This window comes from Dyadobacter sp. HNCC25DJ185 (assembly GCF_056895195.1).
The window spans coordinates 495,727-510,886 of sequence record NZ_JBXHAR010000002.1 but is presented as its reverse complement, the minus strand read 5'-3'; the positions used below and the strand labels follow the sequence as shown (position 1 = coordinate 510,886).

The window sequence follows — 15,160 nt, the reverse complement described above, 5'->3', positions numbered from 1 at the left end:
ACTTATTTATAAATAAATACATAGCAAAAAATGTTACGCGTGCACGAAACCATGCAGGCATAAGAGGCCGGCACCTTGGGCGCCGTAAGCATGTAATTTATTTAAGCTCGCGGAGGGCGAAAGAGAGAGCCAAGCGCAGCGTGGTATTGCACCTGCGGTTTGTCGGGGCCGTAATCAGCCTTGATGGGAGGCCAATCGGTATTTTTAAAGGAAAAAGAAGTCGTAAAAGGGATGAAAAGGAAGCTGGTATGCTGGATTTCAAATTTTTTGAAGGGAAGCTGCATGTCCTTCTCATCATCGTCGTCATTCAAATCATCGCCCCAATAATGCATAGAGAGAAAGTCCATAAAGCTGATTTCATGGTTTAATGCTTTATGTTCTATGAAATGTGTTATCAGTGAAGGGACTTTGAAGACCTGATACAGTGACGTGGTATCAAGCAGGACGATTGTTAGGAGGATATGTAGAATAAACCTTTTCACAATTGCTAAGGTAAGGGGTCAATGGGAGGATTGCAAGGGGAAAGCGGATTTACGGATAGGTTCAATCCTTCTGTTCTATCGCCAGCCACACCATCCCGCATAAAAAGGGGGGGCCTGACTATCAGGAAAAGCGGGGGCACTTCAATTCTGCCGGACCTGACAACTGTTGACCAGCTGGTTCTCCTTCCCTGCCGAAACCGGACAGAGCCTTTGAGCAATCCAGTCTTCGGGTACACGGAGCGCTCCGATTTTCTCTTCCAACCCCAAAATTCTCAATTAATTACCCGGATAATGAAAAAATTAATGGGTTTTCCCAATCCATTAATCATTTATTAACCATTTCTTAATAGGGCACGTCTTTCTTTGGACCCATGGTTAGGCCAGCCAAAATATAACTCATCAGTACTTAAATTTAATTATGGTAAGAATTGGAAAGCGGTTCCACCTCCGGGAATACCGCAAGGAAAGACATCTACTTGAACCCAAACAAATGGTATGAAAAATCGACTTTTATCAAAACAGAAAGACATGTGGGGCTTTCGGAAAATGCGAGGGATAGGCGTTGTGGTTTGCCTGATATTGCTGTTGGGCGGCCACGTTTTTGCACAAAATACAATTGATGAAACGGTAGTTGCCGGAGATGTCCGCGATGAAAAGAACCTGGCGATCCCGGGTGCAAGCATTGTGCTGCAAGGGACTACAAAAGGCACTACGACGGACGTGGAAGGCAAGTTTTCACTTTCGGTACCCAAATCGGGATCGGTGCTGATCGTTAGTTTTCTGGGTTACAAACGCAAGGAAATAACGGTGGGCAGTCAGACTAACTTTGACATTAAGATGGAACTGAGCACCGATGAACTGAATGAGGTGGTGGTGGTAGGCTATGGAACGCAAAGGAAGCAGACCCTGACAGGCGCAATCTCCAACATTGTTTCCGAACAGATCAAAACGACGACGCATACCAGTTTGGCCCAAAGCCTTCAGGGGAAAGTGGCTGGTGTGCAGATACGCCAGAACTCCGGTGAACCGGGCTCGTTCAGTACCAACATCAACATACGTGGTTTTGGCGAGCCGCTGTATGTGGTCGACGGTGTTGCCAGGGACGGTGGTTATGAATTTCAGAAGATCAACCCGGACGATATCGAAAGTATATCGGTGTTGAAGGATGCTTCCGCGGCAATTTTCGGGATTCGTGCCGGAAATGGAGTCGTTATTGTGACTACAAAAAAAGGAAAACAGGGTAAACCGCAGTTCAGTTACAGTGCGGTATATGGACGCCAAAGTCCGACCGACGTGCCCAAAATGACCAGCGCGTTGCAATGGGCCGAAATGCGGAATGACGCGGCGAAGAACCTGGGCGAAAATCCGATTTATTCGCCCGAAGAGATCGAGAAGTTCAGGTCCGGCGCGCCGGGTTATCAGGGCACAGACTGGTATAAAGAGGTTTTGAACAAATCGGCTTCCCAGCAGCAGCACTTCATTTCGGCATCCGGCGCTGAAGGCTCCACTTCCTATTTCGCCAGTTTTGGTTACCAAAAAGAAAATGGTTTGCTGAAAAGCAATGATATGGGTTACCAGAAGTACACGTTCCGTACAAATGTGGGTATCGACCTTTCTAAAAACCTGAAAGCGGATATCATACTTTCGGGTTTGTTTGACAAAAGGACCCAGCCGGGCGACAACTTTTTCAACATTTACAAAGGTACCCGCATTGCGTTGGCGACGGAGCGGCCTTATGCCAATGACAATCCCAAGTATCCTGCACTTCTGAGCGGGGGGTACAATCCGGTTGCGCTGGCAAACGGCGACCTCACAGGTTATGCCGAGGACGTGAACAAATTCTTCCAGTCCACTTTCGCGCTGACTTACACTGTTCCATTTCTGCCTGGATTGCGGGTGAAGGGCCTGGTAGCTTACGATAGCAACAATTACCGCAACAAGTCGCTTTCAAAGAGCTACAACCTCTATACTTACGACGCCACGCTGGACAAATACACGGCGCACGCACAGCGTAACCCTTCGCGTATCAGCAATAATTTTTCGGACAACAACCGGGTGACTTTTCAGGGCCAATTGTTTTATAATAAGGTTATTGCAAAAAACCATAACCTCGGAGCGACGCTGGTTTACGAGCAGCAGGAATCTAAAAACCGCTGGGCCGGACTGGGCAGAGAGTATGCCTTTTTTACCAATGACCAGATTGACCAAGCCGGTTTGAACAACCAGACGACCAGCGGTTCCGAAAGCGAATATGCAAGCCAGTCTTTTGTGGGGCGTCTGAATTATGATTTCAAAGAAAAATACCTGCTGGAAGTAGCGGCCCGTTACGACGGTTCGTACCGCTACCATCCCGATCGCCGCTGGGGGCTTTTCCCCGTTGTTTCGGCCGGCTGGCGGATTTCCGAAGAAGCGTTCATGAAGCAAATTCCATTCATTTCCATGCTGAAACTGCGTGGTTCGTATGGTCTGGTTGGTGCGGATGCCGGTGCACCGTTCCAATATGTACCGGGCTTTTCGCTGACTGGCGGCGGTGGTTATGAATTCACTAACGGCAACTACACCACCGGAGCCGCCTCGCCGGCGATCGTGAACGAGAAACTGACCTGGTTCAAGTCCAATATCCAGGATGTGGGCATCGATGTGGGCCTTTGGGATAATAAGATTGACCTCACTTTTGATGTATACCAAAGAGACCGCAAGGGCTTGCTTGCGCGGAGGAACGTATCGTTACCCAATACTTTCGGGGGAACATTGCCCGAAGAAAACCTGAACAGCGACCGGGTAAGAGGCATCGAGTTCTCGGCGGGTTACAGCGGCCAGATCCGGGATTTCAAATACGGCATTTCCGGAAACTTCAACTATGCACGGACCATGAACCGGTATGTAGAAAGGGGCGATTTCCTGAACAGTATGGACAAATGGCGGAATGGCGCGGCCAACCGCTGGAACGACGTGGTATGGGCGTACCAATTGGAAGGCCAGTTCCAGAACCAGGACGAGGTGATTTATGCCCCCATTCAGAACGGCGACCTGGGCAATACCCGCGAACTTCCGGGCGATTTCAGGTACAAGGACGTGGATGGAAACGGTGTGATCGACGGAAACGATGCAATCCCGTTGTTCTTCGGAGGCGACCCGAAAATGTATTATGGGGTTACGCTGAATGCGGCGTGGAAGGGTTTTGATTTTACTGCGTTGTTTCAGGGCTCCGGTAAATACAGCGTGCGTTTCCGGGAGGTATATGCAGAAGTATTCGCATTCCGGGGCAATACGCCCGAGTACTTTTACGATCGCTGGCACCAGGGCGACGATGGCCAATGGATCCCCGGGACCTGGCCTGCGTCCCGCTTCAACTACAATGTGGGCGCGATGTACGCCGAGAGCTCGGCATGGCGGAAGGACGCATCTTATCTGAGGTTCAAAAGCGCGCAGCTGGGTTATACGCTCAAATTAGGCTGGCTCAAAAAGATCGGGATCCAGGACGTACGTCTGTATGCCAATGCGCACAACATTTTCACTTGGGCCGACCCATTCGTGAAGCCCTTTGACCCCGAAAAAATTGAAGGATTGTTTGGCGCGGGACTTACTTACCCGGTGACGAGAAGCTACAATTTTGGTATCAATGTTAAATTTTAACAGCTGCGAAAAATGAAATTCATTAAAAATACATGGCTGCTGGTCACATTTCTCCTGGCTGCCGGCTGCGGAAATGTTATCGACAAACAGCCACTTGATAAACTGCAGGGAGAAAACCTGTTTTCCAACCCGGAAGGTGTGAAGCTTTATATGGCAAACCTGTATTACCAGCTGCCGATCGAAGATTTTACGTTTTTCAGGCAGGGTTTCAACTGGAACACGGGCGACCCGAACAATGGCGGGTTTGCCCCGGCTATGATCACCGACGAAGCAGTCCACACCGAGTTCGGGGACTTTATAGGCGACGGCGATTTCCAATGGTGGGATCAGGGTTACAAGCTGATCCGCGATACCAACATCCTCATTGATATCATTCCCACATTGACGGTAACCGACGAAGAAAATAAAGCATTGATCGGCGAAAGCGCCTTTATCCGTGCATATAGCTATTTTGCTTTGGCCAAAAGATACGGTGGCGTACCGCTTATCACTTCTGTGCAGAAATATGAAGGCGACGTGGAAGCATTGAAAGTACCCAGAAGCACCGAAAAAGAAACCTGGGATTTTGTGATGAAAGAATGCGACGTGGCGATCGCTAACCTGGCCGATTCATGGCCGGGCGGCGAGAGGCGGGCGACCAAATGGGTAGCGTATGCTCTAAAAGCGCGGGCCGCATTGCATGCGGCTTCCCTCGCCAAATATGGTGACCGCTCGCCGATTTCCGGAACAGCCGTGGATCAGAAACTGGTAGGATTGGAAAAATCAGCTGCCACTGACTATTACAAAGCTGCCATTGACGCTTCCGAGGCCATTATCAGTTCAGGCAAATTTGCATTGTATAAACCTTCCCCCGCTACGCCCGAAGAAGCTGCCAACAATTACCGTCTGCTTTTCGAAGACCCGAACAATGCGCCGGAAGAGGCGATTTTTATCAAGGGTTACGCAAGACCAGGCTCGGGAACAGGGCATAACTACGGGATCTGGTACCAGCCCAATCAAACCGCCAACGGCTGGCCTCACCCCGGACGCATGAACCCGACTCTGGAACTCATGGATGTATATGAAAGCTACGATAAGCCTGGTGTCAGCGCTCCCATTGTTACCACAGAAACTGGGAATGACCTCACGGATTACAATGGTTTCAATGCCGCGAAGCAATACAAGCGTTTTGCCGGCCCGAATGATATTTTCAAAGGGAAGGACGCCAGAATGTGGGCGACGATGATCCTGCCGGGCACCCAGTGGAAAGGACAGCAGATTGTGATCCAGGCCGGGTTTATCAAACCCGACGGAAACGCTCAGATCATGGGGGGCGACCCTTTTAGCTTAAACGGAAAAACGTATTATACCTATGGTTCGGGGGACCGGACGCAATATTCGGGCTTCGATACCTGGGGCGGGAACAATACCCGCACGGGCGTGAGTTTCAAGAAATTCCTGAACGAAGGCGTCAACATTGCACCGGGCTGGAACCAGTGCATCACCGATTTCGCGGATTTCCGGTATGCCGAAATCCTGCTGATCTATGCGGAAGCAATCATTGAAAGCGGCACCGGCGACAAGGTAAAAGGGGCCAAGGCTTTGAACGACATCCGTCACCGAGCCGGTCACAAGACAGATATCCCGCTCACGATCGACAATGTGATCCGCGAAAGAAGGGTAGAGCTGGCATTCGAGAACAAGCGCTTCTGGGACCTGATCCGAAGACGCGAGTACCACACCACGTTCAACAACACCATGCGCCACGCGATTTTGCCGGTACTGGATCTGAGGGTAACCCCGGCCCAATACATTTTCGTCCGCACCAACGTTGCCCGAAGCAATCCGTCGACTTTTGATTACAAGCAATATTACCGCTCGATCCCTGGCATCGGGGCAAATGGGTTGGTGCAGAATCCTCTGTACTGAAAAGGTTAAAAGGTGAAGGGTTAAAAGGTTAAAAAGTGAAGGCTTAGAAGGTTAATGGATAGGAAGTAGCAGGAATTTATTCCTTTAACCTTTTAACCGTTAGCCCCTCTTATTGTTAAAGCTAAAAATTAGAACTATGAAAAAACTACATATATACATTCCTGCTTTTGCATTGATGCTTTTCGCCAGTGCCTGCAGTATCGATAACTATCCCGCGCCCGACGGGAAACTGTACGGGACATTTCTGGATGCTGAGACCAATGAGCCTGTGGAGCAGGATATCATTCGCGGCAGTACCATTGAGTACATTGAGCATGGGTATGCCTCGCAGACTAAACAGACCATGATTGTCAAAAATGACGGGACTTATCGTAATAACCTGATTTTTTCCAATACCTACACCATCACTCCCGTGCGGGGAAACTTTGTTCCGACGACGCCGCAGGATGTGACGGTGAAGGGCGAAACACAGCTGGATTTCAAAGTGCAGCCATATATCCGGGTGAAGGATGTCAAAATTGAGAAAGTCGGTACCAAAGTTGTGGCGACTTTTAAGTTGCAGCAAACGGTGATTAACAACGTCCGGAAAATTGGTTTGTATGCGCATCCTGAGCCGACCGTAGGCGAACCCATGCGCACCGCTTTGGTAGAACAGGAAATCAATGGGATTACTGACCCAAATAAGGTTTATACTTTGGAACTGAATGTAGCTTCAAACAGCAATGTGTTGAAAACGGGGAACCAATACTTTTTCCGCGCAGGAGCGATTATTGACGCGCCGGAGTCTAAGTTTAATTACGCCAAAGCGGTAAGGATCGGATTATAAATCAAACAAAAACCAAAAAGAGCCAGCAAGAGCCAAAGGCTCGACCGATCTCGTGGCCCCGGATTTCAATCCGGGAGCCTGTAGTCTGGTGATCTGACGGATTGAAATCCGTCTTTAGGAGATCGGTCGAGCCTCTGGCTCTTGTTCGCGTGGGGCTTTTGGTTGGCGTTGGACGGGCTGAAATCCGGGGCCACGAGATCGGTCGAGCCTCTGGCTCTTTGCGCGCCATTGCTGGTGTTTGCCATGGCACCCTGCGCAAACATAATCCTCGTTGTGGGTGACAACACTAACAATCTTGTGATATCGGTCTGACCTCTGGCTCTTTCATTTGAAATGTGACGTTTAACAAAACAATAAATCATGAAATTTCTAAACTTCCTGTTACCCTTATCTTTTCTTTCATTTGGTTGCGGCGGAGCTGGTGACACTGGGAAACCAATTGATCCTGAACCCGTGGAAGAAGTAAAATACGACGAAACCGGTGTCCTTTTTAAAAGTTACAAAGGACTGGTAATGGCAGGATACCAGGGCTGGTTTACTGCCGAGGGCGATGGGGCAGGCCGCGGCTGGCACCATTATCAGAAGAATGGAAAATTCGAGCCTGGCTATGCTTCGATTGATTTCTGGCCGGATGTGACCGAGTATTCCAAAACCTACAATACTGCATTTAAATATGCACAGGGGGAAACTGCGAAAGTGTATAGTCCTTACGACGAGGAAAGTGTGGATTTGCATTTCAAATGGATGAAGGAGCACGATATCGATGGTGTTTACATGCAACGGTTTGTAAGTGAGGTCAAAGGAGAAGACGGCAAAAGGCATTTTAATAAAGTACTTGCCAACGCATTGAAAGCTTCCAAAAAATATGGCCGTGCGATCAGTATCATGTACGATCTCAGTGGTTCCGGCTCTTCGGATATGGATTTTATTGTCAAAGACTGGGAGGAGTTGCAGAAACTGTTTTCTCTTTTTGATAACAAGGAAAACCCGCAATATTTGAGACATAACGGACGCCCGCTGCTGGCCATCTGGGGTGTAGGGTTCAATGACGGACGAAAATATACCATTGCCGACATTCAGAAACTGGTGGAAAAACTGAAAGGCCCGACCAAAAAAGCGTCGATTTTGCTCGGTGTGCCTTACTATTGGCGCACATTGGGGAACGATACGGAAAATTCGCCTTTGCTGCATACGCTCATCAAAAGTGCGGATGTGATCATGCCCTGGGCGGTAGGAAGGTACAACGCATCGAGCTACACCAGCATTGCCGGTACGCATTTGCCCGCCGATATCGCCTGGTGTAAAACCAATGGCATTGACTATGCTCCGCTGGTTTTTCCGGGTTTCAGCTGGGGAAACCTGAAAAATGACAAATCACTTTACAATCAGATCCCGCGCGGAAAGGGCGATTTCCTGTGGCAGCAAATCGCGGGTGCCAAAATGTCGGGCGCCGAGGCATTGTATGTGGCTATGTTTGATGAAGTCGACGAGGGTACTGCTATTTTTAAAACCAAAAAGGAAGGAGAAACACCCTTGAATGCGGACGGTAAATTCGTAGGGATCGAACCGGATTTGCCGTCGGACCATTATCTCTGGCTGACAGGAGAGGGTGCAAAATGGTTTCATGGCGGCAGCGGATATGGTGCGCAAAGGCCGGTGCGGACACAATAGTATCGGCAAATAGCTTCGTATAGTTGAAATAATTCTTTTTCTTGCCAGACCATTCCATTGAAAAAGATGAAACTTCACTGCGTTGCCATTTCCCTGATCCTGGCTTTTACCGGAAATACGTTCGCCCAGAAAGCCGGCCCGTCATCCGTTATCACTTACCGAAACCCCGTCATTGCAGGTGATTTCGCTGATCCTTCGGTAATCAGGGTGGGGAACACCTATTATGCGGCAGGTACGTCGTCGGAATGGGGACCAGCTTATCCGATTTATACCTCCAAAAATCTGGTCGACTGGGACTACGTGGGACCGGTGTTTGCGGAGTTACCCGATTGGACGATGGGCAGCTATTGGGCACCCGAGCTGTTTTACAGGAACAATACATTTTACGTCTACTATACTGCGAGGCGCAAATCCGACAAGAAATCCTTCATCGGCGTAGCCAGCACCCGGGACCTCAGCAAGGGGTTCAAAGACCATGGGATCATCATTGAATGGACCAATGAGGCGATTGACGCGTTTGTGGTGGAAGATAAAGGCAAGCTTTTTATCACCTGGAAAGCTTATGGATTGGACAAAGGCAAAGAAATTGAAATCCTCGGTGCGGAGCTTTCGGCAGATGGCCTGAAAGTCGTGGGAAAGGAATTCAGTCTGATCGAAGCGGACGCGGCGGGCTGGGAGGGAGGAGGTGCGGAAGGCCAGACGATTTTTAAACGGGGAAATTATTGGTACATGCTCTATTCCGGCAATGCATGCTGCGGCGAAAAATGCGATTACCAGGTCGGAATGGCGAGGGCTGAGAAATTGCAAGGGCCCTGGAAAAAATATGCGGGTAACCCGATGCTTTTTGGCGACGAAACCTGGAAATGCCCGGGGCATGGAACGGTTGTCGTCACGCCTGATAAACGTTATTTTTATTTACACCACGCATACAATGGCGTCGACTTTACATTCGCGGGCCGCCAGGGTGTTTTGAGCGAGATGGTCTGGGACGAAACCACGCAATGGCCATCATTCAGATATGGCAAAACTACTCCCGCACAGGCCGCGTCGCCTACCAGTTCCGTCGCTATTGCGAATTCCGATATTTCGGTGAACTATGATAAGGATACCCTGCAAATTCCCTGGGTTTTCGACGTCAAATTCCCAAAGCCGAGATATGCGGTCGAGGGAAGTTCGCTCCGCGTTCAAAATGATAACCATCTCGTGACGGGTAATTTTCTTGGTCTGGTTGTTAAAAAGGGCACTTACCATTTTTCCGCGGAGGTAGGCTTGCAGGAGGACCTGATGCAGAATATCATCCTCTATGGTGACGGCGACAATGCACTGGGTTTTGGCGCACGCGAAGGAATGGTCGAGCTCTGGCAGATCAAGGATGGTGAAAGACAAGTGCTTAACAAACAGGATATTCCGGGCAAATACGAAGTGCTTGAACTGAAACTGAATTGCCGCTACGGTCGCTTTTATGAATTCAGCTGGAATGTAAAGGGCCAGAAAATAGATGTTCCAAATCCTATCAAAATAGAAGCCGCCTGGCTCCCCCGCTGGGATCGGGCTCCACGGGTCGGGATCAATGTTTCAGGTAAAAAAGATGGTAAAGGGGATATCCGGGCGGTGCAAATGAAATACAATTAGCCGTTCAGGAATGTAAGACCTCCGGCATATCCTTGTTGAACTCCTCTCCGTAAATGCGGCTGTATTCGCGCGCGAAATTTTCCAGCGTTGTTTTAGCCATTGAATGTTTGCCCAGATGGGCCAGTGCTTTGCATTTCAGGATCATGGCCTCTTCATTTACGGGGTCGAAATAGAAAATGTAATTGGCCAGCCGGATCAGGAATTCGGGGTCGTCCGAAATCGTGACAGAGGAAGCATAGCGCAGATAAGCATCCACAATCTCATTGGACACTTCGGATTTGAAACTGTCGAGCCACTCATATTCCTGGTTGGACAAGAAGCTGCCGCGTTTGGTAATATTGGCCAGCTCGGTAATATCCAGTTTGCTCAGAAGCCTTTTACCCGAAACAAGGTCCAGATATTCGGCATAATCGACCCGGATATGTTCGTAATCTACATTCAGCCGCCAGTAACCCGTCTCCTTTGAGATAACGCAATGTTTGAGTTTATCCAGCACAGCTTTGAGCTTAGCAATGTTCACCGACCGGTTATTCCGCGCGCTTTCCGTGTTCTTGTCAAACCAAAGCAACTCTTTGAGCTTTTCGGAGCTGATCCCCTCCCTTTTGGTAGAATAAAGCAGCAATACCAGGAACAGTTCTTTCAAAAGCGGTGTAAAGGATTTAGTGATCTCATGGCCCTGCCCGTCGAAAATCTGCAGGTTGCCAAACAGCATAATGCAGTTATGCAATGGGGCTGCTTTACGCTGGGCCGGCTTGGTTTCCGCGAAAACTTCGGGACTTATTTCCGTTTCGGCATTCAATACAGGCGCAACTTCGGTCTGCACCGGCTTTTTTGAATTTCTTCGCCAGGCGTATCCTGCGAGTAAAGCCAGCAGGATCGCACCTGCTACAATCAGCCAGGCCATTTTTGTACTTTTTTCCGGCGCACCGGCTGTTTCTGGAACGGTTTCCAGCGGTGGCGCAAACAGGGAGTAAATCGAAATTTTAGTTTGATTTTTGTCCGTCTTGTTCAGCGTCACGGCTACGAAACGATTACTGTGTTTGTCGAAATACAGATCGGCAAAGGAGCCTGTATCCAGGAATTGAAATGGTATTTTGGAACCGACGGGAAGATATTCCGGCTTTTTCAAAGAGCCTTTGATCAATTGCAGCTCGGTGTTGAACCTGTCTTTCGGATGGATCAACGCGTAAAACACGGACTCGTTTTCACGGACGATCATCGAATTGGCAAAGACAAAATCCTCTGCCGGCGTTTGTAGCTGGTAAATCCTTTTGAAAGACCCCTCTTTTGCATTGAAATAAAGCAGATCATACCAGTTGCGCGGGTTCAGGATCTGTTTTCCTGTGGTGCTCCCATAACCCCCGAGAAGGTAGGCGCCTTGTGCAACAGGCCCCAGCGATGCCAGGTAACGCGGTGTAAAAACGGTATCAGTCCTTTTCAGGTCCGTCCAGGCTCCATTCCTGAGGTCGTACTTCTGGATGTTGCCTTTGTATTCCAGATGTCCGTAGCCGCCCAGCACGTAAATCGATGAATCCTGCGGAGCGTAAAATTTATTGGCGTGAAGAAAGTGGGTTTTCAAAGAGGAATCCGCAATGCTCCGGCTCCATGAATGGGTTTTCAGGTCCAGCTCGCTTACTTGTTTTTCATTGATATGAATATTGAAAATCCGGTCCAGTGACTTTTCGTACAAAACCTGGTCGTCCATAAAAATGGACTGGGACGGATACCGGAAATATTGGCTCAGGTTGGTCGCCACGCGGTAGCTGATCAGGGAATCGCGGCCTACGATGTGCACCGTTCCGGTTTCCTGGTCGCAGGCGACGCGGGCCTGGCCTTTGAGCGTGAAAGTACTCAATGGCTGCCATTCATAGTGCATCTTTTTGATCCACAATGGATTGGTCGCCAATGCGTCGCGGTGGGCAATGGTTTCCGCGGCCCTATTCCCGGCCATTTCATCCAGCGGCCAGTGGTACTGGAGCTTTCCTTGTCTGGAAATCTGCAAATTGCGGACCTTCATCGGCGGTACGTCCGTGGTGTTGAAATTCTTATAGCGCGTCGCGCCAAAGAGCACTTTGTAGCAGCCTTTGCCGTCGCCTTCGAAAGGATGTCGGAAGCTTTGGGAGCCGGATATAAGGGTAATGGTTTTTTGTTTTTTACTAAAAAGCAGCCGGATCTTGTTCCATTTATGAAAGAGGGCAGCTTCGGGGATATTGAATGCAATCGTGGAGAACCGGTCGCCTGTCACCAACTTGAAATGATGGGTTACCGCATCGGAGTTGTCGTAAAGGACGTCGATGTTGCGGGTATCGTCCTCAATGAGCCGAACAATGTAGCCGAAGTAAGTTTTTTTATCTGCAAGAAACGAGAGCTCAAAAGAAATTTCGAAATCACCTTCGAAGCAGAGGGGCTTCTCCGGGCTGAGGTCCAATCCCGTTCTTTTATCCTGAACTGCCTCAAAGCTCTCAAAGCCAAGTCCATACGATTGTGCACAGGTCGTATTCTCAAAGCCCGACCACATGAGCAAACACCAGAAAAGGAACAAGACGCGCGAGCACATGCCGGACTGAAAAGAAATTAGGGTTTGTTGCAATGAAGTAATTTTGGGTCGAGAGATTACCTAGTCGTGGGTATTAAGTAAATATTAAGCTTTTTTTAAGTGCGATTTACTTAATTCGCGGTCTAAAATCACGGCGACTGGATCAATTCAGTCCAAGGCCAATGCTACTTTCTAAATGTACCCGAACATATGCGCATTCAACAATTCACGTTTCCTGCTTTTATTTTTTTGATACTATTCAGTCCGGTCTTTGCCCAAAATAATACATCAAAGCGCTTGTCCGAAAACCTGCAGTACATTGATCCCCGCATCGGGAATGTCGGGCAATTGCTGGAACCTACCCGCCCGACGGTACAGCTCCCCAATCAAATGATCCGTATGGCGCCGATCCGCGCCAACTATCTCGACGATCAGATATCCAGTTTCCCGCTGATCATTGTATCGCACCGCCTTGGCGAAGCATTTTCTGTCAAGCCGTCTGTAAAACCGGTTACCACCGAAAGCTGGGGAGCAAAAATGGCTTATGATCATGACCTGGAAACAGTCCGGCCGTGGTTCTATTCTACTTATCTTATTGATGATGAGATTACTGTCTCCTTTGTTCCTGGAAAAAAGACCGGGATTTTCCGTTTTGAATTTCCCGAAAAAGGCCAGAGAAATATTTTGCTAGGCCTCTATGGAAAAAAAGGAAGCTGGAATGTGACAAACGGAAAAGAGGTCGTCGCGACGGAAATCTACAATAACGACATCCCCATTCACTTATATGGCGTTTTCAGCGAAATAGGCACCAGCGAAATCAGGGAAACCCGCACTACGGTCCATTTTCCGGAAGGCAAATCGGAGATCGAATTCAAATACGCCATTTCCTTCGTCTCCGCCGAACAGGCTAAAAAGAATTTTGACAACGAGCTAAGATCAACCGGTTTCGAACAACTGAAAGCCGCAGGTGAGCAGGAATGGTCCAGGGTCATGGGGCAGATCAATATAAAAGGCGGTACCGAGGCACAGAAGCGCAGCTTTTACACCTCGCTTTACCGCACTTACGAACGTATGGTGGATATCACCGAAGACGGACAATATTACAGCGGTTACGACAAACAGATCCACAAGACAGCGCGTCCGTTTTTCGTGGATGACTGGATGTGGGACACTTACCTCGCGCATCACCCCTTGCGGACGATCCTGAATCCGGAGCAGGAAGAGGATATGCTGCAATCGTTTGTGGATATGTACAAACAGAGCGGCTGGATCCCCACTTTCCCGGTGCTTTTCGGGGATAACCCTTGCATGAATGGTTTCCATTCGTCCATCGTGCTGCTGGACGGTTACCGTAAGGGATTGCGGAACTTCGATTTTTCCAAAGCATACGAAGGTATGGTCAAGAACGCCAATGAAGCGACCATGCTGCCGTGGGTGAATGGCCCGAAATGCGAGCTGGATGATTTTTACCATGCCAAAGGATACTACCCGGCGCTTGGAAAAGGTGAAAAAGAAACGGTCAAAAGGGTGACGCCATTTGAAAAACGTCAGGCTGTGGCGGTAACACTGGGTGGCGCGTATGACGACTGGGCAGTGGCGCAAATGGCACAGGAACTGGGGAAAGGGGATGATCATAAGTTGTTCAGCCAGCGCGCATTGAATTACAAAAACCTTTGGAATCCCGAACAGGCCATGTTTATCCCGAAAGACAGCAAAGGCAACTGGATCAGGATCGACCCGAAATTTGACGGCGGCATGGGCGGCAGGGAATTTTACGATGAAAATAACGGGTATACCTACAAATGGCAGGTACAGCACGATATTCCCGGTTTGATCGGTTTGATGGGAGGAAAAGAAAAATTCGAGGCCGGCCTGGACCAGCTGTACCGCGAGGACCTTGGACGCAGCAAATATGAATTCTGGGCTAAATTTCCGGATGCGACCGGGCTTGTGGGGCAATTTTCGATGGGTAACGAACCGAGTTTCCACATTCCCTATCTCTACAATTACACGGCCCCCTGGAAAACCCAGAAGCAGATACGTTTCTTGCTGGATGTGTGGTTTAAAGATAATATTTTTGGTATTCCCGGCGACGAAGACGGCGGCGGGATGACTGCATTCGTGGTATTCTCGTCCCTGGGCTTTTATCCAATCACGCCCGGAAAACCGGAGTACACCATCGGCAGTCCGCTTTTTGAAAAATCGACCATTGACCTGGCCAATGGCAAACAATTCACGATACTGGCGAACAAGGCTTCCGTCGTAAACAAATACATACAAAGTGCCAAATTCGATGGCAAAGCTTTGAATAAACCCACTTTCACCCATGCGCAGCTTATGGCAGGCGGGACGCTTGAACTGGAAATGGGCCCCAAGCCCAACAAAAGCTGGGGGCTGGGGGAGTAAGTAGGTTCTTTTTTCAAATTAAAAATCCTCTCATACAACCATTCCGCCTCCGCAGCTCCTCTT

8 protein-coding genes are annotated in these 15,160 nt (G+C 49.1%); 6 read left to right on the top strand and 2 right to left on the bottom strand.

The window, feature by feature from the left end; genetic code table 11:
- Window positions 1-101 precede the first annotated feature (101 nt).
- Entirely contained in the window at window positions 102-347 is a 246-nt protein-coding gene (locus tag AC1XUF_RS07430; RefSeq protein WP_483341048.1) for a hypothetical protein, read from the bottom strand.
- A gap of 630 nt (window positions 348-977) precedes the next feature.
- On the opposite strand from AC1XUF_RS07430, the gene AC1XUF_RS07425 reads away from it, so the two are divergent.
- The 5 genes from AC1XUF_RS07425 to AC1XUF_RS07405 all read left to right on the top strand — a co-directional run bounded on the left by AC1XUF_RS07425 (window position 978) and on the right by AC1XUF_RS07405 (window position 10,155).
- The gene (locus tag AC1XUF_RS07425) at window positions 978-4,118 is read left to right on the top strand and encodes a SusC/RagA family TonB-linked outer membrane protein (protein WP_483341047.1); all 3,141 of its coding nucleotides are present in this window, start codon (window positions 978-980) and stop codon (window positions 4,116-4,118) included.
- Between the two features lie 12 nt (window positions 4,119-4,130).
- Window positions 4,131-6,026: a RagB/SusD family nutrient uptake outer membrane protein gene (locus AC1XUF_RS07420; protein ID WP_483341046.1), complete on the top strand. Its 1,896-nt coding sequence runs from the start codon at window positions 4,131-4,133 to the stop codon at window positions 6,024-6,026.
- Between the two features lie 136 nt (window positions 6,027-6,162).
- Entirely contained in the window at window positions 6,163-6,852 is a 690-nt protein-coding gene (locus tag AC1XUF_RS07415; RefSeq protein ID WP_483341045.1) for a DUF3823 domain-containing protein, read from the top strand.
- A 360-nt stretch (window positions 6,853-7,212) separates the two neighbouring features.
- Window positions 7,213-8,523: a glycoside hydrolase family 99 protein gene (locus tag AC1XUF_RS07410; RefSeq protein WP_483341044.1), complete on the top strand. Its 1,311-nt coding sequence runs from the start codon at window positions 7,213-7,215 to the stop codon at window positions 8,521-8,523.
- Window positions 8,524-8,589: 66 nt separating this feature from the next.
- Window positions 8,590-10,155 (top strand): glycoside hydrolase family 43 protein, encoded by a 1,566-nt coding sequence (locus tag AC1XUF_RS07405; protein ID WP_483341043.1) that lies wholly within the window; start codon window positions 8,590-8,592, stop codon window positions 10,153-10,155.
- A 4-nt stretch (window positions 10,156-10,159) separates the two neighbouring features.
- Here the strand turns inward: AC1XUF_RS07405 and AC1XUF_RS07400 are convergent, their stop codons facing one another.
- Window positions 10,160-12,745 (bottom strand): galactose oxidase, encoded by a 2,586-nt coding sequence (locus AC1XUF_RS07400; RefSeq protein WP_483341042.1) that lies wholly within the window; start codon window positions 12,743-12,745, stop codon window positions 10,160-10,162.
- Between the two features lie 243 nt (window positions 12,746-12,988).
- On the opposite strand from AC1XUF_RS07400, the gene AC1XUF_RS07395 reads away from it, so the two are divergent.
- Complete coding sequence (locus tag AC1XUF_RS07395; protein WP_483341041.1) at window positions 12,989-15,097, top strand: GH92 family glycosyl hydrolase; 2,109 nt, start codon at window positions 12,989-12,991, stop codon at window positions 15,095-15,097.
- Window positions 15,098-15,160 lie beyond the last annotated feature (63 nt).